This window comes from Polaromonas naphthalenivorans CJ2, from assembly GCF_000015505.1.
Classification (GTDB): Bacteria; Pseudomonadota; Gammaproteobacteria; order Burkholderiales; family Burkholderiaceae_C; genus Polaromonas; species Polaromonas naphthalenivorans.
Genome location: NC_008781.1, coordinates 150,648 through 176,219 on the forward strand (window position 1 = coordinate 150,648; position 25,572 = coordinate 176,219).

23 protein-coding genes and 1 pseudogene are annotated in these 25,572 nt (G+C 63.4%); 8 read left to right on the forward strand and 16 right to left on the reverse strand.

Annotated elements, in window-relative coordinates:
* Nucleotides 1-20 precede the first annotated feature (20 nt).
* Both PNAP_RS00690 and PNAP_RS00695 read left to right on the forward strand, forming a co-directional pair.
* Nucleotides 21-803 carry a metallophosphoesterase family protein gene (locus PNAP_RS00690; RefSeq protein ID WP_011799574.1) on the forward strand — a complete coding sequence of 261 codons (783 nt, stop codon included), beginning with the start codon at nucleotides 21-23 and terminating at the stop codon, nucleotides 801-803.
* Nucleotides 804-950: 147 nt separating this feature from the next.
* Nucleotides 951-1,355, forward strand: coding sequence for a hypothetical protein (locus PNAP_RS00695; RefSeq protein ID WP_011799575.1), 405 nt, complete (start codon nucleotides 951-953; stop codon nucleotides 1,353-1,355).
* A 42-nt stretch (nucleotides 1,356-1,397) separates the two neighbouring features.
* On the opposite strand, the pseudogene PNAP_RS28275 reads toward PNAP_RS00695, so the two are convergent.
* From PNAP_RS28275 to PNAP_RS00725, 5 genes and pseudogenes are all read right to left on the reverse strand, one after another.
* Nucleotides 1,398-2,352: pseudogene (locus PNAP_RS28275) on the reverse strand (IS630 family transposase).
* A gap of 75 nt (nucleotides 2,353-2,427) precedes the next feature.
* A complete protein-coding gene (locus tag PNAP_RS00710; RefSeq protein WP_011799578.1) occupies nucleotides 2,428-2,955 on the reverse strand; it encodes a Csu type fimbrial protein in 528 nt (175 codons plus the stop codon).
* A gap of 2 nt (nucleotides 2,956-2,957) precedes the next feature.
* Nucleotides 2,958-5,507, reverse strand: coding sequence for a fimbria/pilus outer membrane usher protein (locus tag PNAP_RS00715; RefSeq protein WP_157040182.1), 2,550 nt, complete (start codon nucleotides 5,505-5,507; stop codon nucleotides 2,958-2,960).
* Between the two features lie 77 nt (nucleotides 5,508-5,584).
* Nucleotides 5,585-6,373 (reverse strand): fimbrial biogenesis chaperone, encoded by a 789-nt coding sequence (locus tag PNAP_RS00720; RefSeq protein WP_011799580.1) that lies wholly within the window; start codon nucleotides 6,371-6,373, stop codon nucleotides 5,585-5,587.
* Nucleotides 6,370-6,912, reverse strand: a complete 543-nt coding sequence (locus PNAP_RS00725; protein WP_198140664.1) for a Csu type fimbrial protein — start codon at nucleotides 6,910-6,912, stop codon at nucleotides 6,370-6,372. Before PNAP_RS00725 ends, PNAP_RS00720 begins: the two co-directional genes overlap by 4 nt.
* Nucleotides 6,913-7,447: 535 nt before the next feature.
* On the opposite strand from PNAP_RS00725, the gene PNAP_RS00730 reads away from it, so the two are divergent.
* The 3 genes from PNAP_RS00730 (at nucleotide 7,448) to waaF (ending at nucleotide 9,776) form a co-directional block, all read left to right on the forward strand.
* A complete protein-coding gene (locus PNAP_RS00730; RefSeq protein ID WP_011799582.1) occupies nucleotides 7,448-8,389 on the forward strand; it encodes a branched-chain amino acid transaminase in 942 nt (313 codons plus the stop codon).
* A gap of 34 nt (nucleotides 8,390-8,423) precedes the next feature.
* A complete protein-coding gene (locus PNAP_RS00735) occupies nucleotides 8,424-8,633 on the forward strand; it encodes a zinc-finger domain-containing protein (RefSeq protein ID WP_011799583.1) in 210 nt (69 codons plus the stop codon).
* A 138-nt stretch (nucleotides 8,634-8,771) separates the two neighbouring features.
* Nucleotides 8,772-9,776, forward strand: coding sequence for a lipopolysaccharide heptosyltransferase II (waaF, locus tag PNAP_RS00740; protein ID WP_041376436.1), 1,005 nt, complete (start codon nucleotides 8,772-8,774; stop codon nucleotides 9,774-9,776).
* Nucleotides 9,777-10,000: 224 nt separating this feature from the next.
* Here the strand turns inward: waaF and PNAP_RS00745 are convergent, their stop codons facing one another.
* The 3 genes from PNAP_RS00745 to PNAP_RS00755 all read right to left on the reverse strand — a co-directional run bounded on the left by PNAP_RS00745 (nucleotide 10,001) and on the right by PNAP_RS00755 (nucleotide 13,539).
* The gene (locus PNAP_RS00745) at nucleotides 10,001-11,278 is read right to left on the reverse strand and encodes an ATP-binding protein (RefSeq protein ID WP_049763621.1); all 1,278 of its coding nucleotides are present in this window, start codon (nucleotides 11,276-11,278) and stop codon (nucleotides 10,001-10,003) included.
* Nucleotides 11,253-11,978, reverse strand: a complete 726-nt coding sequence (locus PNAP_RS00750) for a response regulator (RefSeq protein ID WP_011799586.1) — start codon at nucleotides 11,976-11,978, stop codon at nucleotides 11,253-11,255. Before PNAP_RS00750 ends, PNAP_RS00745 begins: the two co-directional genes overlap by 26 nt.
* Nucleotides 11,979-12,138: 160 nt before the next feature.
* Nucleotides 12,139-13,539 carry an AmpG family muropeptide MFS transporter gene (locus PNAP_RS00755; RefSeq protein ID WP_011799587.1) on the reverse strand — a complete coding sequence of 467 codons (1,401 nt, stop codon included), beginning with the start codon at nucleotides 13,537-13,539 and terminating at the stop codon, nucleotides 12,139-12,141.
* Between the two features lie 32 nt (nucleotides 13,540-13,571).
* Here PNAP_RS00755 and PNAP_RS00760 point away from each other — a divergent pair, with 32 nt between their 5' ends.
* Nucleotides 13,572-14,414, forward strand: coding sequence for a M48 family metallopeptidase (locus PNAP_RS00760; RefSeq protein ID WP_011799588.1), 843 nt, complete (start codon nucleotides 13,572-13,574; stop codon nucleotides 14,412-14,414).
* 55 nt (nucleotides 14,415-14,469) lie between these two features.
* On the opposite strand, the gene PNAP_RS26735 is transcribed toward PNAP_RS00760, so the two are convergent.
* The 3 genes from PNAP_RS26735 to PNAP_RS25425 all read right to left on the reverse strand — a co-directional run bounded on the left by PNAP_RS26735 (nucleotide 14,470) and on the right by PNAP_RS25425 (nucleotide 16,153).
* A complete protein-coding gene (locus PNAP_RS26735) occupies nucleotides 14,470-14,805 on the reverse strand; it encodes a hypothetical protein (protein ID WP_011799589.1) in 336 nt (111 codons plus the stop codon).
* Between the two features lie 24 nt (nucleotides 14,806-14,829).
* On the reverse strand, nucleotides 14,830-15,420 hold the full coding sequence (locus PNAP_RS27815) for a hypothetical protein (protein ID WP_011799590.1): 591 nt from the start codon (nucleotides 15,418-15,420) through the stop codon (nucleotides 14,830-14,832).
* Nucleotides 15,421-15,481: 61 nt separating this feature from the next.
* On the reverse strand, nucleotides 15,482-16,153 hold the full coding sequence (locus PNAP_RS25425) for a hypothetical protein (protein WP_083758008.1): 672 nt from the start codon (nucleotides 16,151-16,153) through the stop codon (nucleotides 15,482-15,484).
* A gap of 935 nt (nucleotides 16,154-17,088) precedes the next feature.
* On the opposite strand from PNAP_RS25425, the gene PNAP_RS00775 reads away from it, so the two are divergent.
* Nucleotides 17,089-17,397 carry a hypothetical protein gene (locus tag PNAP_RS00775; RefSeq protein WP_011799594.1) on the forward strand — a complete coding sequence of 103 codons (309 nt, stop codon included), beginning with the start codon at nucleotides 17,089-17,091 and terminating at the stop codon, nucleotides 17,395-17,397.
* Between the two features lie 61 nt (nucleotides 17,398-17,458).
* On the opposite strand, the gene PNAP_RS00780 is transcribed toward PNAP_RS00775, so the two are convergent.
* The 3 genes from PNAP_RS00780 to PNAP_RS00790 all read right to left on the reverse strand — a co-directional run bounded on the left by PNAP_RS00780 (nucleotide 17,459) and on the right by PNAP_RS00790 (nucleotide 20,832).
* Nucleotides 17,459-18,829 carry an NAD-dependent succinate-semialdehyde dehydrogenase gene (locus tag PNAP_RS00780; protein WP_011799595.1) on the reverse strand — a complete coding sequence of 457 codons (1,371 nt, stop codon included), beginning with the start codon at nucleotides 18,827-18,829 and terminating at the stop codon, nucleotides 17,459-17,461.
* A gap of 156 nt (nucleotides 18,830-18,985) precedes the next feature.
* Nucleotides 18,986-20,095 (reverse strand): alkene reductase, encoded by a 1,110-nt coding sequence (locus PNAP_RS00785; protein ID WP_011799596.1) that lies wholly within the window; start codon nucleotides 20,093-20,095, stop codon nucleotides 18,986-18,988.
* 131 nt (nucleotides 20,096-20,226) lie between these two features.
* A complete protein-coding gene (locus PNAP_RS00790; RefSeq protein WP_011799597.1) occupies nucleotides 20,227-20,832 on the reverse strand; it encodes a TetR/AcrR family transcriptional regulator in 606 nt (201 codons plus the stop codon).
* Nucleotides 20,833-20,925: 93 nt separating this feature from the next.
* On the opposite strand from PNAP_RS00790, the gene PNAP_RS00795 reads away from it, so the two are divergent.
* The gene (locus PNAP_RS00795) at nucleotides 20,926-21,771 is read left to right on the forward strand and encodes a PA4780 family RIO1-like protein kinase (protein ID WP_041376881.1); all 846 of its coding nucleotides are present in this window, start codon (nucleotides 20,926-20,928) and stop codon (nucleotides 21,769-21,771) included.
* An 11-nt stretch (nucleotides 21,772-21,782) separates the two neighbouring features.
* On the opposite strand, the gene PNAP_RS00800 is transcribed toward PNAP_RS00795, so the two are convergent.
* Nucleotides 21,783-23,546 (reverse strand): ABC transporter ATP-binding protein, encoded by a 1,764-nt coding sequence (locus PNAP_RS00800; RefSeq protein ID WP_011799599.1) that lies wholly within the window; start codon nucleotides 23,544-23,546, stop codon nucleotides 21,783-21,785.
* A 590-nt stretch (nucleotides 23,547-24,136) separates the two neighbouring features.
* Complete coding sequence (locus PNAP_RS00805) at nucleotides 24,137-25,513, reverse strand: IS701 family transposase (protein WP_011799600.1); 1,377 nt, start codon at nucleotides 25,511-25,513, stop codon at nucleotides 24,137-24,139.
* Nucleotides 25,514-25,572 lie beyond the last annotated feature (59 nt).

Here is a 25,572-nt window from a genome sequence, read left to right on the forward strand (position 1 = left end):
TTTGCAGTCAAGGGGGCATCATGAAATTCGCGATTATTTCGGACATCCACGGCAACTTGCCGGCGCTGCAGGCGGTGCTGGCCGACATTGCGCGCCAGGGAGTTGACCAGACGCTGAACCTGGGCGATATTTTGAGCGGCCCGCTGCAGCCGCTTGAGACCGCCGATTTGCTGATGGCGCACGATTTCCCGACGATACGCGGCAACCACGAGCGCCAGCTGCTGGCCTTGCTGGACCCGCCCGCCGGGGTCATCGACCCGGCCACCAGCGACGGTTACGCGGCCAGCCAGATTTCAGCGGCGCAGGCGGCGTGGCTAAAGGCGCTGCCCGTTTCCCTGGAACTCGACAGCGATATCTGGCTGTACCACGGTACGCCGCGCAGCGACCTGGAATACTGGCTGGAAACGGCGGTGCCGGGCTTTGCGCAGGGCAACGGCCCCGGCGTGCGTGCCGCGACGCCCGCCGAGGTGGCCGAGCGCATGGGCAGCGCCACGCATCCCGTGATGCTGTGCGGCCACACGCATGTGCCGCGCCTGGTTCAGTGCGGCGGCGTGCTGGTCGTGAACCCCGGCAGCGTGGGCCTGCCCGCGTTTGACGACGACCATCCTTACCCGCACGTGGTTGAAAACGGCGCGCCGCACGCGCGCTATGCTTTGCTGGAAAAGACCCGTCACGGCTGGCAGGTGACTTTTTGCGCCGTGCCTTACGACCACCTGGCGCAGGCGCAGGTGGCGGCCAGTCGCCGGTTTCCTGACTGGGCGCATGCACTGGCGACCGGCTTCATGCCGCGCCTGGCAGCATGATTTTGCTACTAAAATAATAGCTATCAGTGCTTTGCTGGCGTGCGCAAAGCACCTGAAACATGCATAAAAACGGCTCCGGCCGGTCATGCCAAGCCGCTACGCATTCCCCGCAGCCTCGCTACCCGCGCGGGCTGCGAAAATAGCGCCATGAACTTTCAGAAAATCCTTATTCCTGTCGCCGGCGTGGCGGCGGTGGCACTGGCTTACCGGCAGTACGGCTGGGCTGGCGTGGCGGCCGTGGCCACCGGCCTGGTGATGTGGATGCTGCTGCATTTCACCCGCATGATGACGGTCCTCAAGCGCGCCGCCAACCGGCCCATCGGTTATGTCGGCAGCGCCGTCATGCTCAACGCCAAGCTCAAGCCCGGCATGACGCTGATGCATGTGATCGCCATGACCCGCGCGCTGGGCCAGCTCCAGTCCGAAAAAGACGCCCAGCCCGAGGTGTTCCGCTGGACCGACGGCACCGATTCGCACGTCACCTGCACCTTTGTCGGCGGCAAGCTGGCGCATCACGAGCTGTTCCGGCCTGAAGAGCCTGCGCCGCAGTGATGAGGCCGTGCGCGCTGCCGTTTTTGTCTGGCTAGAGCGGCTTCACCCTGACCCGCAATAGCCACAGTGGCGAACGTAGCGCTCGCACTCGGCGCTGCCAAACCGGTCGAGCAATTGGCCAATGGCGCTCCACAAGGCATCGACGGTTCTGGCCTGGGTCTTTCGCAGCATCGCCTTGAGCTTGGCAAAGACCTGCTCGATGGGGTTGAAGTCCGGGCTGTAGGGCGGCAGGTACTTCACCGTCGCCCCGGCTTGCTCGATGGCCGCCTGGATGCCGGCGACTTTATGGGCGCTGAGGTTGTCCATTACCACGATGTCGCTGGGCCGCAGTTCGGGCACGAGAAACTGCTCGACCCAGGCGCGAAAGGCAGGCCCGTTGAGGGGGCCGTCAAGTACCAGGGGCGCCCGAAGCCCCTGGGTGCTCAGCGCGCAGACAAACGTGGTGGTGCGCCAGTGGCCGGCGGGCGCAAAGCCCCGGCAGCGCTGGCCCCGCGGCGAGCGGCCCCGCGTCGGGGCCATGCCCGTGGTTGCCCAGGTCTCATCGAGGAAGATCAGCCGAGCGGCCGGCAGGCTTGGTTGTCTGGCGCTCCAGTCCTGGCGGGCCTGGGCGACGTCGGGCCGCGTTTGCTCGGCCGCGTGCAGGGTGATTTTTTTTTAGCGTCAGCCCGAACCGCCTCAGGGTCTTGAACATCGTGGTGGTGCCTACCTCGATGCCGTGCTCGGCACGCACCCACTGACGCAGCTCGCGCAGCGTCTGCGCCGGCGCTCTGGCGACCTGCTCGCGCAGCGCGCCCTCCAGCGCGGCCAGGCGCAGCGGCATGTGGTTATGCTGCGCGCCCGGGCCCGTCTGGCCGAGCCGCTCGCGGCGTGCCCGCGCCCGGCAGACATAGGCCTGGCTCACGCCAAAGCGCTCGGCGACCTCGCGCAGCACGCCTGGCGCGGCCAGCACCCGGTCGCGCAAATCCTGTGCATAGGCTTGTCCATTTCGCCACGACATGATCGATGACCTCCAAATCAGCCTTTGATCGACCTGGCCGTTCTCAGTTCCTTTGCTGGTTACAACGAAACCGCTCTAGGGGTTGTAGGTCAGCGTCATGGTCAGCGAGCCTGAATAGCTGCCGGCCCTGAGCGTGTTCTGGCTCGCCGCAATCCTGCCGTACACGGGTTGCGACTGGTTGCTGTCGCCAACAGGAATGCTCCCGCCCACAAGGCCGCCCGTCGTGCCGTTACCCCAGACGGTCGAATAACTCGCGCTGGTGTAGATGTTGAAGCTCATGTCGTCGCCGCCATTGCTGTTGCCCAGGTAGCGCGTGCTGATGCGGTCGCCGCTGCCGGTGGTGCTCGGCCCCAGGGCAATGCTGTAGGCGCCGCCGCTGGCAATGCCGGTGCAGACCACCGAAATGCTGGCGTTGCTGGTCACGGCCGATGAAGTGAGCTTGCCCGCAAACGTCAGGGGCTGGTAGGCGCCAAAAGCCAGCCCGCTCGAACCCACGGTGCAACTGCCCGCCTGGGCTGGCCCGGCGGTCGCAAGCAGCAAAAACAGCGCTGACGGCAGGACCGGTATCTTGCGGGCTGGAGGCCTTGACGAGGGATGTCGCATGTCTATTCCTTTGTGCAGGCCAGCGGCCCGATTTTTCCAGGCGTTGCGCCGTCCGCGGCGGCCGGCACCATGAGTTCGAGTTCGCAGCCGTCGCCGGGCCAGCGTACCTGCAGGCGCTGGCGTTCAGCGGCCAGGTCGGTCAGCCAGACCTCGCCGCGCCGGCCGGCCATGAATTCAGGGCCGTCAGGCAGCAGGCGCACTTTGCTGCCCACCGGCACTGGCGCACCATCCGGCTGGTGCAGCACGACCAGCGCCTGGCGCGTGCGGCGCACCGCGAACATCACCACCGAGCCACTGCCGGGGTAGGGCGTGACCTGCTGCACCATGTTGCCCACCTCCACGTCGAGCGGCAGGTCCACCGGGTCGATCTCGATCTGGTTTTGCTGCCACGGCAGCAAGCCCGGCACAAAGGCCAGGCCGCGCGAATCCGTCACGGCCACGACCTGGTGGCTGCGCATGACCGGCACGCCCGCCAGGCCGCCAGCGTCCACCACGGCAAAACTGCCCTGCCCGACGGCGCGCGACGCAAACGGCATACTCGCCAGCAGGCCCAGCGTGCCACGGGCGCCGGCGCGCACGGCCAGCTGGCCCGTGGCATCACTGACCACATCGGCGGCAAACTCGGCCTGGCTGGTGTTGTACTGCACCCCGCCACGGGCGCGCTGGCTTTCCTGGGTCGAGCCTTCCACCCGCCAGCCCAGCCCCGGCCCGGCCGGCGGATTGCGTGACGCCGAAACCGCGCCCGTCGCCCGGCTGCTGCTGGCCGTTTCCACGCGCGCGCTGGTGCTGATGCCATTGTCCAGCGGCAGGCTGAGGCTCAGGCCCGCACGCCAGGCGCCATCGCCATCGAGCCGCTTGTTCAGCGACAGGCTCAGGCTGGCACGCTGCCACAGCGGCAGGTTGAACGACAGGCCTGCGGTCTTGACCCGGTCACCGTCCCAGCGCGTCTGGCTGACATAGCTCAAACCACCGCTGACCGGCCCCCACACGGCGCCCCCCAAGCTGGCCAGCCAGCGGGCGCGGGCGCGTTGCGCCACCGCCATCGGGCCGATGGCTTCGCCAAAGGGCGCGAAACCCCGGCTGGCGTGTTCGTACTGCAGCGCGCCGCCTCCCCGTGGCGTGCTGCGCTCCACGCCGAGTTGCAGCAAGTGGCCGTGCTCGGCCATGCCTTGCGTGCTGCTGTTGGACGCGGCCAGCGCCACGCGACCGGCGGCCCAGTCGCCCAGCAAGCCGGCCAGCTCCACACCGGCGGCGCGGCGCTTGGCCTGTAGTTCCACACGGCCCTCGCCCGTCAAGCTGCGGCTCAGTCCCTGGCGCCAGGTGGCGGCGCCAAAGCTGTCGCCATAGGCGCTGCTTTCCCCGTAGCCGGTGCGCAGCCAGCCTGCTTCAAACGAAAAATCGCTCAGTCCCGGCGCCAGCAGGCGCGGCGAGGCGTAGTAGCTCTGCCGGATCACCGTTTCCCGCCCCAGCAGGTCGCGCACCACCAGGTTGATTTCGCCCGCCCCGGTGACGATGGGCACGTTGCTCAGTTCAAACGGGCCGGAGGGCATCGGCTGGCTCAGGCGGCGCGCATTGTTGACCAGCACCTCCACGGTCGAAGGCAAAGCCGCCTCGCCGTTCAGCGTGAGTTGCGGCAGCGTGACAAAGCCCGGCCGCATGCCAAAGTCGCGGCCCCAGCGAATGCCGCCGTAGCGCGCCGGCCGGCTCCAGCCGCCGCCCACGCCCACGGCATCGCCCACCACCAGCGTTTCCATGCGCTGCGGCAGGTCGTAGCGCCAGAAGGTGTCGAGCCGGGTTGCGTGGCGGCGGAGGCCGTCATCAAGCACCAGCGCCGAACTCACCAGATTGCCAAAGCGGCTGAAGACCACCGCTTCGAGCAGGGCGCCGCTGGTGAGCGGCCCGCCGCTGCCGCCGTGCGCCACCGACAGGTCGTAGTTGAGCAGCACGCCGGGCTGCGGGCGCGGCGGCGGCTCGGTTTGTGCGCCTTGCAGCGCCAGCGTGGAGCCGACAAAGGCGCTGGCCGGCGCATTGATCTCCAGGCTCAGGCTCTGGCGGTTGATGCGGTAGGTCGTGCCGGGTACGGTGTTAAGCGCGTAGGCCGGCGTGCCGTCGCTCAGCGCGCGGGCTTGCGCCAGCGGGCTCAGGCGCGCCTCGGCCCAGGCTTCGGCCGGCAGCAGCAAGGCGCCATCGGGCCACTGCTCGACGCGAACCACATCGGCCAGGGGCTGGCTGTTGATGCGCACGTCGAGCAGCAGCACTTCGGGCTGCGGCGCTTGCGGTTTCTGGGCATTCTTTTTGCCTTGGCCCGGCGCCACGCGGCGCGTGACAGGAGGGAGCCGAGGGGCGGGCGCTGATTCGGCGGACAGCGGCGTGTCCATTGCGGCTGGAGCGGCAGCTGTGGTTTCGCCCCAAGCCAGCGGCAGCGCTCCCAGCCAAAGCACCACGGCCAACGAACGCTGCAGCGAACGCGGGCGCGCGCCATGCAGGCGCGCGGAAAAAGAGACAAGACAGGCGAATGGAAGCAAGGTCAAACCCACGGAGCCGATAAGCACGACATCACTTTGAAAAAGGCCAGCCACGCTGGCATGGGAAGGCAACCCACGATCTATATATGCGGTTCAAACGCTCCTCAAAACCCGCCGGCTTCAGCCTGCAGCGTTTCGCCGCGCGCGGTGTTGACCTGCATGCCGCGCAGCGCGCCGGTCTGGCCGGCTTGCAGCGGCACGCGCCATTCACGCTCGGCGCCGGCCAGCACGTTCACGCCGTTTTTCAGGGGTAGCGCCTGTTGCCAGTTGTCGCCCGTCAAAGTAAGCGTCTGCACTTTCACGCGGCGGTTGCCGGCGTTGAGCAGGCGCACGCAGGCTTCGGGGCTGCGGGCAGTGGTCGGCTTTGCCAGGGCAGAAGCGGCTGTCGCAGAGGCTTCAGGCGGACAGGGTTTCCAGCGAACGGCATTACTCACATTGCCGGACGGGGCCACCATGACGGGCAGGTTATGCGCAAATTTGAACGCCACCGAAGCCTGTCCGGTCGGGGCCTGATCCTCGCTGACATCTTCCAGAATAAGACGGTAGGTCCGTTCCACCGGCGAAGGTCGTGGCACATGCAACGTGACACGAAAAATCTGACTGGCGTTCGGTGGCACTTCAACGATCGGCGGCACAACCAGCAACTCATCGGTCGGCTCAAACTGATCAACCCCGTTGACTTGCTGCCACACCATCGCCTCGGTCTGGAAGGTAACCGCTTGATCACCTTGATTGGTGACCGTCACGGCCACCGCCCGGCGTGGCGAGTCGATTTCGACCACGACGGGCGAGATGCTCAACCCGGCTGCATATGAAGACGCAGGCAAACCAAGCATACCGGCCAGCAAGACGCCAGCGCAAAGTGAACGATGCACTAGCGCATTCAGCATCATGGTGTATAGGTAATCGTCATTGCAACGGTATCGGCATAGGCACCAGCTTTCGCCGTTGCAATATCGGCACCGAGAATACGACCAAAAATGGTGGTCTTGTCTATTTCAGTCAGACCCGTACCAGTGTATGAAATCGAGTTTGTGCCATCCAAAACAGTTGTGCGGTTTGTGTCCGTATACAACTCGTAATCAATATAGTTAGAACCCGATTTCAAGGCCCGCGTCGTAGCGACTACACCAGCGGTATTCGCGCCCGCGCCAGCTGTAATGGCGGCACTGGACCCATTGGTGCAAGTAACACTGATAGATGTACCAGAATCAGAATCAGCATTTGCTGGATTCGCAGCCTTTGTGCCAAGGCCCTTGGTTACGCCAAGCTGCAGGTTTGCGGGGAAGGCCAAAGTACCCGGACCGATCGCGCAATTGGTCAGAACCGTCGCGCTCACCGCCAAGTTGGCATTGTCATCAGCCGCCATCGCCCCACCCGCCATCACCAACGCACCAATTGCCAGTGCCAGCTTGTTCATTGTCGTGTTCATACCGAACCTCTTGTCAAAAAATACACGGGGCAAAATCGCCCCACCCAACACTGCCATCAACCACAGCACCCGAAATGGGCACTGCGAACTTGCCTGGTTTCCCGCCAACGTCTGAGCGTCTGGGCATTGGCGGGAGGAAAACAAAAATTGAAAATTGCTAACTTGAAAATCACTTTCAATAAATGTATCAACTTATTTCGATTTGTCTCTTATCGTTTCATCTATAACAAGTTTGTTATTTGTGATTTTTTGATTTGATGCAAAGAATTCGATGAAAAATCAGTTTTTTTGTCGATTTCATTAGAAAAAGAAGAAAAAATAGCAAATTGGTGTTAAGGCGCGATTACAGGCCGTCCGGCCGCCGTGCGAATGGGCCTTGCGCGCGGCAGGCAAGCCAGAGGAATTCGCGCGCGCCAGCGTCAGCGTCCATGGTCCGACCGTAAAATCAGCATTTCGGGTTTTTGCGGGGCCTGTCCGCCTGTCGGCCCGATCCGCAACCCCCTTCACTTCACGACACTCACCCACAGGATCACTCATGACTCCAGCAGCCCCTTCCATGGAAAATCGCGACGGCAAAATCTGGATGGACGGCCAGATGGTCGAGTGGCGCGATGCCAAGATCCATGTGCTGACCCACACCCTGCACTACGGCTGCGGCGCTTTCGAGGGCGTTCGCGCCTACAAGATGCCCGACGGCGGCACGGCGATTTTCCGGCTGGAAGAGCACACCGAACGGCTGTTCAACAGCGCCAAGATCCTGCGCATGAAGATCCCGTTCACGCCGCAAGAGGTGATGGACGCGCAGCTCGCCGTGGTGCGCGAGAACAAGCTGGAAAGCGGCTACATCCGCCCGCTGACCTGGATCGGCTCCGAAAAACTGGGCGTCAGCCCCAAGGGCAACACCATCCATTTGATGGTCGCCGCCTGGACCTGGGGCGCCTACCTGGGCGAGGAAGGCATGAAGCGCGGCATCCGCGTCAAGACCAGCAGCTTCACGCGCCACCACGTCAACATCACCATGATCCACGCCAAGGCGGTGAGCAACTACACCAACTCCATCCTGGCCAACATGGAAGCCACCGACGAAGGCTACGACGAGGCGCTGCTGCTCGACCCGCAGGGCTTTGCCTCCGAGGGCGCGGGTGAGAACCTGTTCATCGTGCGCAAGGGCGTGGTCTATACGCCCGATTCGAGCGCCGGCGCGCTCAACGGCATCACGCGCAACACCGTCTTCAGCATCTGCAAAGACCTTGGCATCGAGATCAGGGAAAAGCCGATTACCCGTGACGAAATCTATATTTCCGACGAGGCTTTCTTCTCTGGAACGGCCGCTGAAGTCACGCCGATCCGCGAGCTTGACCGCATTGAAATCGGCAGCGGTTCGCGCGGCCCGATCACCGAGAAAATCCAGGCGGCCTTCTTTGACATCGTCAACGGCCGCAACCCCGAGTACGCCTCCTGGCTGACCCGCGTCTAAGCTCTCAGATCAAAACAATAAAAGAAGCCTAAAAATGAGCAAATCATCCACCATCGAACTGCTGGCCAGCGACCTGAACCACCAGGGCTGCGTGACCTGCCCCAGCCCCAAGGCCGACATGAAGGTCTGGAACAGCCACCCCAAGGTCTATCTGGACGTGGCGCGCACCGGCGAAGCCAAGTGCCCCTACTGCGGCGAGATATACAAGCTCAAGGCCGGCGAGCACTTTGGCAGTGGACATTAGGCCCCCACGCTCCCCACTTCGTGTGGTTCGCTGCCCCCCGAGGGGGCCGCTGCGCCTGCGGCCCGGCAAAGCCGTCTCCGTGGCCCTGGCTGGTATGGAAGGCCTGCGCGGCGGTCGATGAGCAGCACTAAACCCGAAATGTCCAACGCCCTCGTCATCGCCCCGCAGTGGATCGGCGATGCGGTCATGACCGAGCCGCTGCTGCGCCGGCTGCATGCGCGCGGCGAGCGCCTGACGGTGGGCGCCTTGCCGTGGGTGGCGCCGGTGTACCGCGCCATGCCGCAGGTGGCCGAGGTCATCGAGTTCCCGTTTGCCCATGGCGGCCTGCAGTTCAAGGCGCGCCGCGCAATTGCCAAGCGCATCGAAGGCCAGTTCGGCAAAGCCTATGTGCTGCCCAATTCGCTGAAAAGCGCCTTGCTGCCGTTCCTGGCCAGCATTCCCGAGCGCATCGGCTACCTGGGCGAGGCGCGCGTCGGCCTGCTGACGCATCGGCTCAAGAACCCCAAGAACAAGCCGCCCATGGTGGCGTTTTATTCGGCCCTGAGCGGCGAAGGCGACCTGGCCAGCGACCGGCCAGAGTTGCACATCAGCGCGGCGGACATTGCGCTCACGCTGCACGAACTGGGCTTGCGGCAAGGCGGCTATGTGGTGTTTGCGCCGGGCGCCGAATTCGGCCCGGCCAAGCGCTGGCCGGCGCGCCATTTCGCCGAACTCGCCGCCCGGCTGGACCTGCCGGTGGTGCTGCTTGGCTCCGGCAAGGAAGCCGCGCTGTGCGACGAGATTGCCGCCCCCGTGAATGCCGCGCAAGCCGGCAAGTGCCTGAACCTGGCCGGCAAAACCTCGCTGCCGCAGGCGCTGGCGCTGATCGCCGCCAGCCGCAGCATCGTCAGCAACGACTCCGGCCTGATGCATGTCGCTGCCGCGCTGGGCGTGCCGCAGGTGGCGATCTTCGGCTCGTCGAGCCCGCTGCACACGCCGCCGCTGAGCGACAAGGCGCGCGTGCTCTGGCTCAAGGCCGACCCGGCCTACCAGCCGCCGCTGGACTGCGCGCCGTGTTTCGAGCGCGAATGCCCGCTGGGCCATACCCGCTGCCTGAATGACATCGGTGCGCAGCAGGTGCTGCAGGCGCTTTCTTCCCATTAGCCGCTGGCCGATTTGCCAAAAAAAAGGCCACCTTGCGGTGGCCTTGTAAAAGTCCTCTCAGAAAAATCGTTTCGGTGAAGTCTTGAATCTTTATGAATACTAAAGGTTTTGCCGAATTTTTGTTATCTAATTTTTTCTGTTTTCCAATGTTGTGACAGCAACGCCCCTACTGTGCTTCAGGCTGAGCTTCCTGAACATCCCTCAAAAAGGGGATTTCACTATCTTTAGTTGAAACTTCCGGTATCACGGGCCGCCGCCGGGCCGGGCCGGTCCATCGGCAGTTCGACAATGAATGACGCGCCGCCGCCAGGCCGTTCCTCGCAACGCACGCTGCCGCCATGGCGTTCGCTGATCGACTTGACCAGCGCCAGCCCCAGGCCCACGCCGCCTTCGCGCTCGCTGGCGCCGGGAAGCCGGTAAAAGGGCTCGAAAATACGCTCTCGCTGCCCGGCCGGCACGCCCGGCCCCCGGTCATGCACCTTGACGATGGCCCGCTGCCCGCTGCCCGTGCCGCTCTGGGCGAGTTCAAGGCTGATGTCGCCGTGGCTGTAGCGCCGGGCGTTTTCAAGCAGGTTGCGGATCAGCCGGCGCAGCAGCCGGGGCGAGCCCTGCAGCGTCAGGCTGTGGTCCGCGTCCGGCCCGGTTTGCAGTTCGGCCTGCAGCTCGGCATTGACGCGCGCGCATTCCTCGGCGGCCAGTCCGGTCAGGTCCAGCGTTTCGAAAGGCTCGGCATCGGCCTGCTTGGTGTCGAGCCGGCTGGCCAGCAAGATCTCGTCGATCAGCTGGTCTAGCTCGCCGATGCTGCGGGAAATTTCCATGCGCTGCGGTGACGACTTGTCCACGCCCATCAGTTCGAGCCCCATGCGGATGCGCGCCAGCGGCGAGCGCAGCTCGTGCGAGGCATTGGCCAGCAGCGACTTGTGCGACTCCATCAGCGTCTCGATGCGCTCGGCGGCGTGGTTGAAGCGCCGCGCCAGGAAAGCCACCTCGTCGCGCCCCTCGGTATTGATGCGTGCCGACAGGTCGCCCGCGCCCCAGCGCTCCACGCCGCGCTGCAGGGCTTCAAGCCGAAGCGTCAGGCGCCGCATGACCGGGTAGGCGCCCAGCGCCACGGCCAGGCCGACCAGGCCCAGCATCCAGCCAAAGCCGAACGGCGGCCGGTTCCAGGGGCTGCCCGGCGGGCGCTGCGGCCGGGGCAGCAGCAGGTTCAGGGTCTGGCCGTCGGTGGTGACCACGTCAAATTCGATGTCGTCGCCGCGCTGGCGATCAGGCTTGGTCTGCCCCTTGCCGATGACTTCGCCGGCGGCGTTGTGCACCAGCACTTCGCGGATGGGCAGCTGTGGCGGGTCGGCGCTCAGCCGCCAGGCGGCGCCCACCAGGAAGGTCAGCACCATGACGGTCGCCACCACAGCCAGCCAGATCCGCACATACAGGTGCGAGGTAAACCGGGCCCAGATCTGCTTGCTCACTTGGCGCTCAGTCTTGCTGCTTGGCAAATACATAGCCCACGCCGCGCACTGTCAGGATGCGCTTGGGGTCCTTGGCGTCGGCCTCGATGGCGCTGCGGATGCGGCCCATGTGAACGTCAATCGAACGGTCGAAGGCTTCGAGTTCGCGCCCGCGCACGGCTTCCATGATCTGGTCGCGGCTCAGTACGCGGCCGGCGCGCTCGGCCAGCGCCACCAGCAGGTCGAACTGGTAGGAGGTCAGCTCGCACGGGTTGCCCGAGACGGTCACGGCGCGCGCATCGCGGTCGATTTCCAGCGAGCCGAAACGCATCACCTTGTGGCCGTCCGCTGGCGCGCCGCCGCCGTTACCGTTGCTGTTGCCGCCCCGGCGCAGCACGGCGCGGATGCGCGCCAGCAGCTCGCGCGGCTCGAAGGGCTTGGGCAGGTAGTCGTCGGCGCCGATTTCCAGGCCGACGATGCGGTCCATCGGGTCGCCCTTGGCCGTCAGCATCAAGACGGCGGTGCGGGCCGCGTCGCCGCCGCGCCCCTTGATGCGGCGGCACACTTCCAGGCCGTCCATGTCGGGCAGCATCAGGTCCAGGATCACCAGGTCGGGCGGGGTAGCCTGCAGCGCTTCCAGGCCGGCCGTGCCGGTGGCGGCGTGGGCAAAGCCATAGCCGGACTGGCGCAGGTATTCGCCCACCATGCTGGCCAGGCGGGTGTCGTCTTCGATCATCAAAAGCTGTTGTGTCATGGGCCGGTCCTCTTGTTGGAAAGGCGGATCCTTTTGAAGGGCTTGCCGCCATAGGCTTTCATGGTGCGCCGGGCGCAACAATCGCGCTTGAAGCCCTCGTAAAGATCAGGTAAAAAATGGTGCATTCAGCTACCGAATCAATAGCTGCCTATGCCCGTCCTTATTGCGCAGGAGCCGTTTTTGAGCGTGAAGCCAGGCCAATCAGCAGCAGCACCGGCACGCCGAGCAGGGCGGACGCGGTGAAGAAGTTGCCGTAGCCAAACGTATCGACATAGGCGCCCGAATAACCGGCCAGCGTCTTGGGCAGCAGCAGCATCATCGAGCTGAACAGCGCGTACTGGGTGGCCGAGTAGTTGATGTTGGTCAGGCTCGACAAATAGGCGATGAAGGCGGCCGAGGCAATGCCGCTGGACAGGTTGTCGGCTGAAATGACGAAGATCAGCGACGTGACGTCATGCCCGCGCGTTCCCAGCCAGGCAAACAGCAGATTGCTGCCGGCGCTCAGCACCGCGCCCAGCATCAGCACCTTCATCACGCCGAAGCGCATCGCCAGCCCGCCGCCCAGAAATGCGCCGACCAGCGTCATGATGACGCCGTAGATCTTGGTGACCGTGGCCACCTCGTCCTTGGTGTAGCCCATATCGACATAAAACGGATTCGCCATGATGCCCATCACCACGTCGCTGATGCGGTACATGGCGATCAGCGCCAGGATCAGCAGCGCCTGCTTGCCGTAGCGACGCAAAAAGTCGGCGAACGGCTCGATCAGCGCGCCCTTGAGCCAGTCGGCGGCGTTTTTGCTGGGCGGCAGTTCGCGGCGCTGGGGCTCGGGTGAAAAGAGCACCGTCACCACGCCCAGCAGCATCGACGCGGCCATGACCAGGTAAGCGGTTTGCCAGGCGCCCGGCTGGTAGGCCGTCACGCCGACGATTTCCGCGCGCGCGGCGATCCACAGCGCGCCGGCGCCGGACCAGATCATCGCCATGCGGTAGCCGGTCTGGTAGGCGGCCGCCAGCGCGGCCTGGCGCTCGATAGCGGCCGACTCGATGCGGTAGGCGTCGAGCGCGATGTCCTGCGTCGCCGAGCCAAAGGCCACGGCCAGCGCGCACCAGACCATCGGCAGCAGCGCCAGCCGGGGGTCGGTCAGCGCCATGCAGACCAGCGCCACCATGATGACCGCCTGCGACAGCAGCAGCCAGCTGCGCCTGCGGCCCAACCAGCGCGTGAGCAGCGGAATCGGCAGCCGGTCCACCAGCGGCGCCCAGGCCCACTTGAAGCCGTAGGCCAGCCCGACCCAGCTCAGGTAGCCGATGGTGGTGCGGTCGATGCCGGCTTCGCGCAGCCAGAAGCTCAGCGTGCCAAACACCAACAGCAGCGGCAGCCCGGCCGAAAAGCCCAGCAGCAGCATGCGCAGCGTGGCGGCTTCGGAATACACGCGCCAGACCTCGCGCCAGCCGGGTTTTGCCGGTGCCGCAGGCGCGGGGCTGGGGGCCTGATGCGCAACGGCGCGCTCTGAAACCAGGGGCAGGGAAGCAAGCGTGGAAGTGGTTTTATCTGACATGGGGCATTTCAATTTCTGGCTATTATTCACGCATGTGCTTCTTATGCGACGTCAAACACTCAGCCTGGCACAGCCGCCGGGGATTTTTACAGGCCGCCGCAGGCGCCACGGCGCTGGCCGTCAGCACCCCGTTGCTGGCGCAGGTGGACGTGGGCAAGTCGTCCGGCCTGCGCAACCTGGTGCCGGCCGAGGAACTCGAAAGCGCCTCCACCCAGGAATACGCCAAGCTGCTGGCCGAGGCCAAGGCCCAGGGCGCGCTGGCACCGCCCGGCCATCCGCAGCTGCAGCGCCTGCACGCCATCTCCAAGCGCCTGATCCCGCAGGCCGCGCAATGGAACGACCGGGCCAAACAATGGCGCTGGGAAGTCAACCTGATCGGCAGCAAGCAGATCAATGCGTTTTGCATGCCGGGCGGAAAAATCGCTTTTTACACCGGCATCCTGGAGCAACTCAAGCTCACCGACGACGAAGTCGCCATGATCATGGGCCACGAAATGGCCCACGCGCTGCGCGAGCATGCGCGCGCCCGCATCGCCAAGAGCCAGGGCACCGGCACGCTGCTGTCGCTGGGCGCGCAACTGCTGGGGCTGGGCCAGCTGGGCGATCTGGCGGCCAATGTCGGCACCGAACTGCTGACGCTGCGCTTTAGCCGCGAGGACGAAAGCGACGCCGACCTGGTCGGGCTGGAACTGGCCGCGCGCGGCGGCTACAACCCGCAGGCCGCCGTCAGCCTGTGGCAAAAAATGGCGCAGGCCGGCGGCGGCGCTGGCGGGCCGAATTTTCTGTCCACGCATCCGTCAGGTCCGCAGCGCATCCAGGAACTCCAGGCCAACGTGCCCCGGGTGCAGGGCTTGTACGAACGGGCGCGCCGCTAGGGCGGCACTGCGCAAAGCGATGCTGACAGCGCCGCCAGGCTTGGGCGGGCGCTGGTCAGTTCTGCGCAGGGAACTCTTTGACGATCATGGGGCGAATCATCAAATACTCTGTCCGGCCCATTTCCGGAAGCCAGTTGTAACCTTTGCAATGCAGGCCAGTCTCCTTTTCCATGCACAAAACGGAGATCGCTCTGGGAAAGATGGTGGACGCGGTCGGGTGCCCCGGCATGTATTGTGGTGCGTGGTAAAGATTCAAATCCCACTCAACGGCATTTTCCACACCATCATTTCCCGGCGTTCCACTGCCTAATGGAATTCGATCAATATTCACCTGGGCAAGCACCCCTCCAGAACAGAAAATCAAAATCAGCAACAGGGTCGGTTTTTTCATGCGAGCCTCTATTAAATAGATAACTTAATTTTTGGCTTGCAGCGCGGCGAGTCCCATTCGTGCACGAATATAGGGGTCGGTAATATGTTCCTGGTCACCTGATGAAGGTGGATTTACAGCAGAGGCCTGTTGGGCGATCTTTTTATTTCTCGATGTCTGAGGGCATTCAAAGCCCGTCATTTCAAGCGCATCCCGATTCGCGGCATCGGTGCACATAAGGGCCATCGCAGCCGCCTTCATGCCCATGTTCCATAGTTCACGGCTGTTTTTCAGCAGCTTGCAATTCGCATCAGACCAGGTGCTGCCTATGGATACTCCAAATCCAGGCCCATTCATGGAGCCGGACGATGAGCCCATGCAGGTATCGTTCGATGTTGTCAAATTCGGCCCCGCCACGGAGGGAACATTCTTGATGGTTTGCGTGCCACCTGATTCAATATACTGGTGCGTCTCCCCCGGGCTGTTGAAGGTGATGCCTTGATAGAAATCCTGATTGCCTGCACTTGAAGATGCAACCGGGGCTGAAGTGGCGCCGGATGTCAAGGCCTGGCCATTGGCGTTCATCAACATGCACATGGACGCCGATAATGCCAATATAGAATTAATTTTATTCATAATGATCTCCTTAAAAACAGGAAAGGAGCGTCCTTTCCCATTTTTAAAAAGTATTAATTAATTAATGCGCGTTAGACCAGGCCGCTGCCCCGCCAGAAGTAGCCGGGGAGTTGCTGAAGGTGCCAGCGTTGCCGATTGAAGCGTTAACCGGGGTAGTCGTATTGCTGAGTGAACCGCTGTTGGCGGTGGATCCCACCAATGTGCCTGCAGGGGTGCTGAGCGATGCCGCACCGGCGAGGTAGCCGGAAGCAGTGCCCGCCGTGCGGGTGATCACGGCAACCCCGCCGCCTGGGCCAGCTGCAGTCGCTACCGAGTTATTGGTCTGCGAAGCTGCGATACCTGCAGCACCACCGCCGATGGGTCCGCTGGCATAGTTGGCACTGGCCGTTGAGTTGGCACTGGCATTGGCAGTGGCGCCGCCGGCTGCCACTGCATTACCCGCTGTTGCAGACAAACTCGAAACCGTGCCGCTGGTCACTGCCGTGCCAATAACGCCAGCTGCGCCCACTGAAACCGGGCCGATTGTCGTAGCGCCGCCTGCTGCGGCGCCGGTTGCAGTGGCATTGGACACAGCGGTTTGGCTGCTCAATGCGGCGCCGTTACCGGAGCTGGCTGCAGCGGATATAGTCGCTGTCGATCCACCAGTGGCCGTCGAGACGGCTGCATTTGAACTGGTAGCTGTTGCAACACCCGCAGCCAGCAGAACGGCCAATGCAAGAATACTCTTCTTCATGATATTTCGCCTAACATACTAATGAAACTCGGATCCGCCGAGCACGGTTATCGAACAAATCGCCCAATATTTTTGCCATCGACAAAAAAGCGATGCAATTTACTTTAATTGATTGTTCCAGTCGGCTGGAAAAACTCCTGTTTTTGACTGTGACGCAATCCGTTTTCCTGTCGTGCAAAAATTAATTAACATCTTCCTGTTTATGAATAAACAGGAATTTTTACTGTGCGCTGTATTTTTCTTTTCACTTCATGGGTCAAATTTTTTAGTTCACATAACAGTTGCTGATGCTGCTGTTTGTGCTGGGCTGTTGAGGTCAATAATAATTTATTGCGCTGATTCAACAACCCCCTAAATCCGGTAGAAGCCGATGAACGAAAAAATTATTGAATATCCGGGTTGCAGCTATTGCTTATTGCCGGTGATGGCTGGATATGCGCCCGCGTCATGGCCAAATATTAATTTGGGTGGCTTTTTTCCATGATTTCTTCAAGGCGGATGAGGTTCGACTTGATATAAATCATCTTCACCAATGTTTTTTTGTTGCTTTTTCAGGCGTGGATTCGATGCCGTCACAACGCATGAAGCCCTAACATTTTTGGATCCATATGTATCACCAATAACAAATTGTGTTAAGTGCTGGAATTTGCGATGCAACTGTAACTACACGCCTCCATGACGGGCGTTCGTTTCACGCAAGGCGAGCTGGCGGTGATGCAAATTACAGATCGCAGGTAAAAAAAGACCCAATGAGCCGGGCCGGGCCGCTGATACGCAAGCACAAGCCCGCCGCGCGCTGGCCATGAACCCTGGCCGCACGGGTGGCGCATGATATGGCCCTGTCGAAAGGGATCTATGAAATACAAGCTCCTGTCCGGTTTGCAACTGCATTGCGCAGGTTTTGCTTTTTCCCGCCACCCGCAGGGCGCGCGTTCATGAGCGCACCCTGGTTTTCAAAGCCGCTGGGCGATGGGGTCTGGGCCTACAGCCTGAGCAACCAGGCCCGCGATGCCTTCGAGCCTTTGTTTGTGCTGGCCGGGCGGCCGCTGGAGATGGCGGTGTTCACGCGCCATCAATCCGCAGGCCGGCTGCACTGCGAAGTGACCGCCTATTTTTCGCCCGCCGCCGCCACCGTGGCGCATGTGCTCGATGCGCGGCCGTGCGGGGCGCCGTCGCGCGGCAACCTGGACCTGCTGGCCGGCGATCCGGCTTGCTGGCCGGTGATTTTTCCGGATGGTGAGTGAAATAGGCCTTCCGCGCACGGCTGGCATGCGCGGACAGCTCTATTTTTGATAGCGCCAGCGCTCAGCTCACCCGGATCAGCTTCTTGTTGACGAATTCCTGGATGCCCGCGCCCGACAGTTCGCGGCCGTAGCCCGAATTCTTCACGCCGCCGAACGGCAGCTCGGGCGACGACGACGCGCCCGAATTGATGAACACCATGCCGGTGTCGATGCGCCGCGCCAGCCGCTTGCCGCGCTCGATGTCCTGCGTGAACACCGAGCCGCCCAGGCCAAACGGCGAGTCGTTGGCCAGCGCCACGGCGGCATCCTCGTCGGCCACCCGGAAGAACAGCGCGACCGGGCCGAAGAACTCCTGCATGTAGGCCGGGTTGCTCTTGTCGATGTCGGTCAGGATGGTCGGCTGCATGAACGCCCCGGCTTGGCCTTCGATGCGCCCGCCGCCGGTCAGCACGCGCGCGCCGCCGGCCACCGCGCCTTCGACCTGGCCCAGCAGGTTCTTGAGCGCGTCAACGGACGACAGCGGCGCCAGCGTGGTCTGCTTGTCCATCGGGTCGCCGGGCTGGAAGTTTTCCAGCGCCGCCTGGAATTTTTCCAGGAAACGGTCGGCCAGGCTATCGACCACGATGATGCGCTTGGACGCGGTGCAGGCCTGGCCCGAATTGCCCATGCGCCCGCTGACGGCGCTTTTGACCGCCTTGTCGAGGTCGGCATCGTCGAGCACGATGAAGGCGTCGCTGCCGCCGAGTTCCATGGTCGTCTTTTTCAGGTTCTGCCCGGCGCGCGCCGCGACCACGGCGCCAGCGGCTTCGCTGCCGGTCAGCGCCACGGCGCGGATGCGCGTGTCGTCGATGACGCGTGCGACCTGCTCCTTGGAGATGAACAGGTTGGTGTAGGCGCCCGCCGGCGCGCCGGCGTCAATCATCAGCCGCTCGAAGGCCTGCGCGCACTGCGGCACGCTGGAGGCGTGCTTGACCATCACCACGTTGCCGGCCATCAGGTTGGGCGCGGCAAAGCGGGCGATCTGGTAGTAGGGGTAGTTCCACGGCTCGACGCCGAACAGCACGCCGATGGGGCTGCTTTCGACCAGCGCCTCGCCGCGCGGGGTGGACAGCTTTTCGGGGGCCAGAAAGCGCTCGGCGTTCTCGGCGTAGTAGTCCAGGATGGCGGCGCTCAGCGCGACTTCGCCCAGGCTCTGGGCGATCAGCTTGCCCATCTCCAGCGTGACGAGTTCGGCAAATGACTGCGCCCGTTCGCGCAGCAGGGTAGCCGCGCGCGCCAGCACCGCAGCGCGCTCGGCGAAGCTCTTGTGGCGCCAGTCGCTTTCAAAGCAGCTGGCGGCCTGCGTTAGCTTTTCTTCGAGCTGCGCATCGCTGATCTGCTCGAAGGTCTGCAGGACTTTTCCGTCGTAGGGGTTGGTGCTTTGGTAGGCCATGGCTTCCTCGTTGTGCGGGTGGGTTGATGGGCCGGACAGGCGGCAATCGGAAAAACTGCTGTCCAGCCCCTGTTTATCAATCAAAAAGTGCTTTTGCGCAAGCACCACGGGCGCAGGCAGCTACTTTTTTAATAGCGTGCTGAAAGCGCCCTGACCTTACGCCGGCTGCAATGCCAGTGTCGGGTAATCGGTGTAGCCGTGCGCACCGCCACCGTAAAACGTCGTCCGGTCCGGGGTATTGAGTTCGGCGCCCTGGCGGAAACGCTCCACCAGGTCGGCATTGGCGATGAACGGCCGGCCAAACGCCACGGCGTCGGCGATGCCCTGCGCAATCAGCGCCTGCGCATCGGCCGCCGTGTAGTTGCCGCAAAAGATCAGGGCACCGTTGAACGCCATGCGCAGCTGCGCGCGGAAGGCATCGCTCAGTTCCGGGCCGCCGGCCCAGTCGGGTTCGGCGATGTGCAGGTAGGCAATGCCGCGCTCGCTGAAGGCCCGGGCCAGGTACAGGGCGCTGGCTTCGGCTTCGGCATCGGCCATGTCGTGCCCGGCGAAATGCGGCGACAGGCGCACGCCGACCTGCGCGGCACCGACCTCGCCGATCAGCGCGTCCAGCGCTTCGAGCGTCAGGCGGGCGCGGTTTTCCAGGCTGCCGCCGTAGCCGTCAAGGCGCTGGTTGCTGTTGGTGGACAGGAACTGGTGCAGCAAATAGCCGTTGGCCGCATGCAGCTCCAGGAAGTCAAAGCCGGCCTGCTTGCCGCGCACGGCCGCCTGGCGGTATTGCTCCACGATGCCGGGCAGCTCTTCAGTCGCCAGCGCGCGCGGGGTTTCGGTGGGCACGTTGGCGGGCGTGCCGTCGGGCTGGATCACGAAGCACTGGGCGCCTTTGGCAACCAGCGCCGAAGGGGCCACCGGCGCCGCGCCGTTTTCCTGCAGCAGTGAATGCGAGATGCGGCCGACATGCCAGAGCTGCAGCGCGATATGGCCGTCCTGGGCGTGCACCGCCTGCACCACCTGTTTCCAGCCGGCTTCCTGCGCGTCGGTGTAGATGCCGGGCGTCAGCGCGTAGCCCTGGCCCTGGCGGGAAATCTGCGTGGCTTCGGTGACGATCAGGCCGGCGCTGGCGCGCTGGGTGTAGTACTCGGTATTGAGGGCATTCGGCACATCGCCCGGCTGGCCGGCCCGCGAGCGGGTCAGCGGCGCCATGACGACGCGGTTGGCCAAGGTGGTCTGGCCGATCTTCAGGGGGGAAAGCAGTTGGTTCAGCATGGGGTTCCTTGGGGTAAAACAGGGTTGAAAGTGACGGTCTTGTGAATAGACCAGTCGGCTAATGGCTGGGTTAAAAAAATCCGCCGGCAAGGGCGGGGGAGGAAGGGAAAGGGTGAAACGCAGAAACGGTGTCAGGCGCTCACCGGCTGCGGCAGCTTCAGCAGGCTGCAGGTCGCCGCCATGGCCGCATCCAGCGCGCTGCGCTCGCGCCTGACCTTGGTCAGCAGGGCCGCGCCCAGCCACAACTCGTACAGCGTCAGCGCGGTGTGCTGCGCCTCCAGGGTGCCGGTCAGCGAGCCGTCGGCCAGGCCCTGCGCAATGCAGTTGCCCAGCCGCTCGATGATCAAATTGGTGCCGCGCAGCAAGGCCGCGCGCATCGCCTCGGACATGTCCGAGACCTCGCCGCTGAGCTTCACGACCAGGCAGTTGCATTCGGCGCTCTGGCTGTCGGCGGGCGTCATCCAGCTGCGCCAGTAGCGCATCAAACGCTCTGCGGCCGGGGCGCCGTCGTCCTGGAGCAGCCGGTCCACCTGCGCCAGGTAGTCGGCCACATAGCCGTCCACCAGCGCCTCGCCAAACGCTTCCTTGGACTTGAAGTAGTGGTAGAACGAGCCCTTGGGCACCTGGGCGGTGGACAGGATTTCGTTCAGGCCCACGGCCGAAAAGCCCTTGCCCAGGATGATGCTGCGTCCGGTGTCGAGGATGTGCTGTTTGACATCGGTGTGTTCATTGCTCATGGGACGCGATTCTAGTGCTGAAATTAGACCAGTCGTCTAGTAGGGGCTTGCGCGGCTGCCGGGCTGGGGCGGTTGCGGGGCACAATGGCGGGCATGAAAGCACCTCCAAGACTGCAATCCCTCGTTGAAGAGGGCCTGATCGACACCGTGGTTCGCCAGCTGATGAGCGGCAAGGAAGCGATGGTGTACGTCGTGCGCTGTGGCGACGAAACCCGCTGCGCCAAGATCTACAAGGAAGCCGACCAGCGCAGCTTTCGCCAGGCGGTCGATTACACCGAAAACCGCAAGGTCAAGAACACCCGGCAGGCCCGGGCCATGGCCAAGGGCACCAAATTCGGCCGGCAGGCCAGCGAAGCCGCCTGGCAGAGCGCCGAGGTCGATGCGCTCTACCGGCTGGCCGACGCCGGGGTGCGCGTGCCCCAGCCACACAATTTCTGCGACGGCGTGCTGCTGATGGAACTGGTGACCGACGCGCACGGCGACGCGGCCCCGCGCCTGAACGACGTCGATTTCACGCCCGAGCAGGCGCGCCGGCACCATGCGACGCTGATCACCGAGGTAATCCGCATGCTGTGCGCCGGCATCGTGCACGGCGACCTGTCGGAGTTCAACATCCTGCTGGCCGAAGACGGCCCGGTCATCATCGACCTGCCGCAGGCGGTGGATGCTGCCGGCAACAACCACGCCAGCCGCATGCTGCTGCGCGACGTGGCCAACCTGCGCAACTTCTTCGGTCGTTTCGCGCCCGACCTCTTGACCATCGACTACGGCAACGAGATGTGGGACTTGTACCAGCGCGGCGTGCTGTACCCCGAGACGGTGCTGACCGGCCATTTCAGGCGCAAGACCGGCCCGGTCGATGTCGGCGGCGTGCTGCGCGAGATTGACGACGCCAGCGCCGAGGAGGCCGCGCGCCGCATGCGCATGGCGCAGTCGTAGCGGGCGCAGGCTTACTCCAGCGCCACGCGCTTGGCCGGCCGTTCGCCGATCTGCTGGCGCCACATCGCGTAGTACAGCCCCTTGGCTTCGAGCAGCGCCGCATGGGTGCCACTTTCCACGATGCAGCCCTTTTCCAGCACGAAGATGGTGCTGGCATGCATGATGGTTGAAAGCCGGTGGGCAATCAGGAGCGTGATCCGGGTGCTGCTGATGGACAGGTGGCGCACCGTGCGGGTGATCTGCTCTTCGGTGATGGAATCGAGCGCCGACGTGGCTTCGTCAAAAATCAGGAGGCGCGGCTGGCGGATCAGCGCCCGGGCAATCGACAGGCGCTGCTTTTCGCCGCCCGAGAGCTTCATGCCCATCTCGCCGATGGCGGTGTCCAGCCCGTCGGGCGACTGCTCCAGCAGGTAGGCGCACGCGGCCTGCTCCATCGCGGCGATGATTTCCCTATCGCTGGCGTCGGGCTTGACGAACAGCAGGTTCTCGCGCAGCGTGCCGGCGAACAGGTGGGTTTCCTGCGTCACGAAGCCGATTTGCCGCCGCACCTCGTTGTAGCGCAGGTCCCGGGTTGCAATGCCGTTGTAGAACACCTGGCCGCTGGCCGGCGTGTACAGGCCGACCAGCAGCTTGACCAGGGTTGACTTGCCCGAGCCCGACGGACCGACAAAAGCGATGGTGTCGCCCAGACCGGCGGAAAACGACAGCGATTCCAGCGCGTTGTCGCTGGCCCCCTTGTGGCGAAAGCTGACATCGGTAAAACGCACCTCCGTGACCGGGCCGATCTTGACCGGCGACTCGGGCCGCCGCTCGACCGGCTTGTTCATCAGCGCATCAAAGTTGAGCAGCGACGTTTCCACTTCCCGGTAGGCGACGATCACATTGCCCAGTTCCTGCAGCGGCGCAAAAATCGCCACCGAAATGAACTGCATCGCGATCAGCTCGCCGGTGCTCAGCACATCGCGAAAAATCAGCCACAGCAGGGCAAACAAGATCGCCAGCTTGAGCAGGCTCAGCGTGCTTCCCTGCAGGAAGGACAGCAGCCGGATGCGCCTGACCTTCTTCATCTCCAGCGCGAATATTTTCATCGTCTGCGCCTGCAGGCGCCGAATCTCGGGAAAGGTCAGGCCCAGGCTCTTGATGAGTTCAATATTGCGCAGCGACTCGGTGATGAAGCCCGAATTGCGGTTGGTCTCGCGCACGATGGAGCGCTGCTGGGTCTTGATCTCGCGGCTCAGCAGCCCGGTCAGCCCGCCCATCAGCAGCACGCCGACCAGGAACACCGGCACCAGCAGCCAGTGCCGGGTGACCGAATACCAACTCAGGAAAGCGATGCCCACGATGGCCGCGAACAGGGTGTTGATGAAGGCGTTGATGAAGCGCTCGCTGTCGGCGCGCACCTTTTGCAGCAGCGACAGCGTTTCGCCGCTGCGCAGATCCTCGAATTCCTGGAACTTCAGGCGCAGCACCTGGCGCAGCCCGTCGTTGAAGATCTGCGTGCCGAACTTCTGCACTACCAGCCGCGTGGCGTAGTCCTGCAGCGTCTTGGCCAGCCGCGACAGCACGGCAACCCCGACCGCCAGCCCGAGCAGCGACAGCACGCCCGACACCAGCTCGGCTTCGGACTTTCCGGCGCGGCCGATGGCGTAGTCGTCGATGATCCTGCCGAAAATGATCGGATCGACCAGCGCCAGCACCTGGCTGATGGCCGCCAGCAGCAGGGCGAGGGCGGCGAGCGCGCGGTGCGGCCGCAGGTAGGTCCAGAGAATGCGCATGGGTTTTCTTCATGAGTTCCAGGACTTCGCAGTATCCATAAACGCCCGCTGAAAGGAACTCAGCCGGCAGCGCTTGGCGCTGACGGACATGGGCTGTTGTCTCAGCCGAACGGCGTGAATAAGGCGATTGATCCTGATAACTTTGTAAGTTTCAAATGTTTACGGTTTCTATTTGTATTTAATCAAATCTGGGTTCTCCTGCGGCGCAAGATTGTTGCCGGCAACTGCCCGGAAGGTTCTCGCTGAGGCCCGATCAGGCCGGTTTCATCAAGAAAATTGTGGAGAACGCAAAAAGGCGCCACCCCGGTTATTGGTCCGGCCCTGGTTCAGGATTGGCGGCCTGTTGGCACGTTGGCAGTTCAAGAATGCTGGTTCACCCTATCCCCCGTTCAGGGGAGGCGTGGCCAGACCCTTGCCATTGAGTTCCCTATCATCGCGGCTTTCATGAATGAAGAGGGCGGTTTTGCCTTCGGCAGTGGCGAAGGCTGGCCCGGTGCCCGCCGCACAGCTTCTGGCAGGTTGACGCCATGAAAAATTATTTCGACGAGGATTTGACCATGCAACCCCCTAACACTACTCTGCCATGTCACTCACGCTGACGCAGGTTTATCGTGGCGCCGCAATGAGGACACTGAACGCAAATTACCCGACAAAGCGCGGCGAGAATGGCCCGGCGTACCGCTGGCAATGATGGTTGCGGTGGCGGTCCCGGTGCATTGGATGCCAGTTTTTTTTCCCGCTTGCAAAACACTGTCCAGACGTCGGTGCTGCAGATAACCAAAAGCCATCATGGTCAGCAGCGCGTGATGGTGCAGTCCCAGCCAGGATCTGCCTTCGTAATGGTCCAGGCCAAGTTCATCCTTGAGTTGCTGATGCGCCTGCTCGCACGCCCAGCGGGCCTTGATCGCGCGTACCAGCGTCCTGCGCGGCGTGTCAGCCGGATGGTTAGTAAAGTAATACTTGCGCTCGCCACTGGAGCGCACTTCGCACACCAGCCATGCGGCTTGCCCCGGAAGATGCTGCCAATGCGATACCAGCGCGCCGTCAGCAACGCACACCCACACAGCAGCAAAGCGTGCGCTGAGCATGCCCTTGGTGCCGCTGCGCCAGGAACAGCGCCGCAGGGCCTTGGAACCCAACGTTTCAATCATCTGCACGACGGACACGCTCGGCGTCGAAGGTCTTGGGTGCTTGGCGGGGCGCCCCACCGGGGGATCGGCCGGCACATCGAGCCGCACATCAGCTGGATAGACCTTCTGCGTGGGCTGCACGCCCACTGCCCATCGTAGCCCTCGCTGCGTAAGCCCAGCGCGAAAGCCTGCCGAACTGCCATAGCCGGCATCGGCCAGCACCATGCCAAAGCGCACGCCGTCAGCCAGCGCGGCATCGATCTGCGCCAGCGCGATGTCACCCTTGGTCTCGAACGTAATCGACTCGGGTACCTTGGCTGCTGCACGACGCGCTTCGTCCTGTGCCCAATCTTCGGGCAAGTACAGCCGCAGGGCGATCGGCACTGGCACTTCCTTGCGCGCTAAGGTGAGCGATACCAATACCTGGCAGTTAGCCTGCTTACCGAGTACGCCGCAGTGTTGGCGCTTGACCCCTACCGAGTGCTTGCCCTGCTTGGGTAGCGCCGTGTCGTCCACGATCAGCACAGCGTCCTTGCCGCCTACCAAAGCGTCAGCCTTCTTGCGCAGCACCTGTTCCAGCGGAGCGGTGGACCAAGTCGATGACGACACAAAATGGTGGAGTTGCTGCGTCTGACCGGGACACACACGTTCAGCCATGGGTGCGACACTTTTGCGCGCGCCCGGCCCCAGGAGTCCTTGCAGGTAGAGAGGTGCCCAGCAGCGCTGCTCGGAACGTGTGAAAACGGCCAGGAACGGCTGGAGCCATTCCTGAAAATCTTCAGGCCAATTGGTTCTGACAGGAATCACGGTATCCATGGATATCCCTCCGACAGCCATATCCAGAAATTCTACCCTTTCACTTGGCAGAGTAGTGCTAAATACCGCATTGAAAGCAG

Excerpts from the sequence above, each read along its gene's own strand:
- PNAP_RS00690 (WP_011799574.1), top strand. The coding sequence starts at position 21 with ATGAAATTCGCGATTATTTCGGACATCCACGGCAACTTGCCGGCGCTG.
- PNAP_RS00695 (WP_011799575.1), top strand. The coding sequence starts at position 951 with ATGAACTTTCAGAAAATCCTTATTCCTGTCGCCGGCGTGGCGGCGGTG.
- PNAP_RS00710 (WP_011799578.1), bottom strand. The coding sequence starts at position 2,955 with ATGCGACATCCCTCGTCAAGGCCTCCAGCCCGCAAGATACCGGTCCTG.
- PNAP_RS00720 (WP_011799580.1), bottom strand. The coding sequence starts at position 6,373 with ATGATGCTGAATGCGCTAGTGCATCGTTCACTTTGCGCTGGCGTCTTG.
- PNAP_RS00725 (WP_198140664.1), bottom strand. The coding sequence starts at position 6,912 with ATGAACACGACAATGAACAAGCTGGCACTGGCAATTGGTGCGTTGGTG.
- PNAP_RS00730 (WP_011799582.1), top strand. The coding sequence starts at position 7,448 with ATGACTCCAGCAGCCCCTTCCATGGAAAATCGCGACGGCAAAATCTGG.
- PNAP_RS00735 (WP_011799583.1), top strand. The coding sequence starts at position 8,424 with ATGAGCAAATCATCCACCATCGAACTGCTGGCCAGCGACCTGAACCAC.
- waaF (WP_041376436.1), top strand. The coding sequence starts at position 8,772 with ATGTCCAACGCCCTCGTCATCGCCCCGCAGTGGATCGGCGATGCGGTC.
- PNAP_RS00745 (WP_049763621.1), bottom strand. The coding sequence starts at position 11,278 with ATGTATTTGCCAAGCAGCAAGACTGAGCGCCAAGTGAGCAAGCAGATC.
- PNAP_RS00750 (WP_011799586.1), bottom strand. The coding sequence starts at position 11,978 with ATGACACAACAGCTTTTGATGATCGAAGACGACACCCGCCTGGCCAGC.
- PNAP_RS00755 (WP_011799587.1), bottom strand. The coding sequence starts at position 13,539 with ATGTCAGATAAAACCACTTCCACGCTTGCTTCCCTGCCCCTGGTTTCA.
- PNAP_RS00760 (WP_011799588.1), top strand. The coding sequence starts at position 13,572 with ATGTGCTTCTTATGCGACGTCAAACACTCAGCCTGGCACAGCCGCCGG.
- PNAP_RS26735 (WP_011799589.1), bottom strand. The coding sequence starts at position 14,805 with ATGAAAAAACCGACCCTGTTGCTGATTTTGATTTTCTGTTCTGGAGGG.
- PNAP_RS27815 (WP_011799590.1), bottom strand. The coding sequence starts at position 15,420 with ATGAATAAAATTAATTCTATATTGGCATTATCGGCGTCCATGTGCATG.
- PNAP_RS25425 (WP_083758008.1), bottom strand. The coding sequence starts at position 16,153 with ATGAAGAAGAGTATTCTTGCATTGGCCGTTCTGCTGGCTGCGGGTGTT.
- PNAP_RS00775 (WP_011799594.1), top strand. The coding sequence starts at position 17,089 with ATGAGCGCACCCTGGTTTTCAAAGCCGCTGGGCGATGGGGTCTGGGCC.
- PNAP_RS00780 (WP_011799595.1), bottom strand. The coding sequence starts at position 18,829 with ATGGCCTACCAAAGCACCAACCCCTACGACGGAAAAGTCCTGCAGACC.
- PNAP_RS00785 (WP_011799596.1), bottom strand. The coding sequence starts at position 20,095 with ATGCTGAACCAACTGCTTTCCCCCCTGAAGATCGGCCAGACCACCTTG.
- PNAP_RS00790 (WP_011799597.1), bottom strand. The coding sequence starts at position 20,832 with ATGAGCAATGAACACACCGATGTCAAACAGCACATCCTCGACACCGGA.
- PNAP_RS00795 (WP_041376881.1), top strand. The coding sequence starts at position 20,926 with ATGAAAGCACCTCCAAGACTGCAATCCCTCGTTGAAGAGGGCCTGATC.
- PNAP_RS00800 (WP_011799599.1), bottom strand. The coding sequence starts at position 23,546 with ATGCGCATTCTCTGGACCTACCTGCGGCCGCACCGCGCGCTCGCCGCC.
- PNAP_RS00805 (WP_011799600.1), bottom strand. The coding sequence starts at position 25,513 with ATGGCTGTCGGAGGGATATCCATGGATACCGTGATTCCTGTCAGAACC.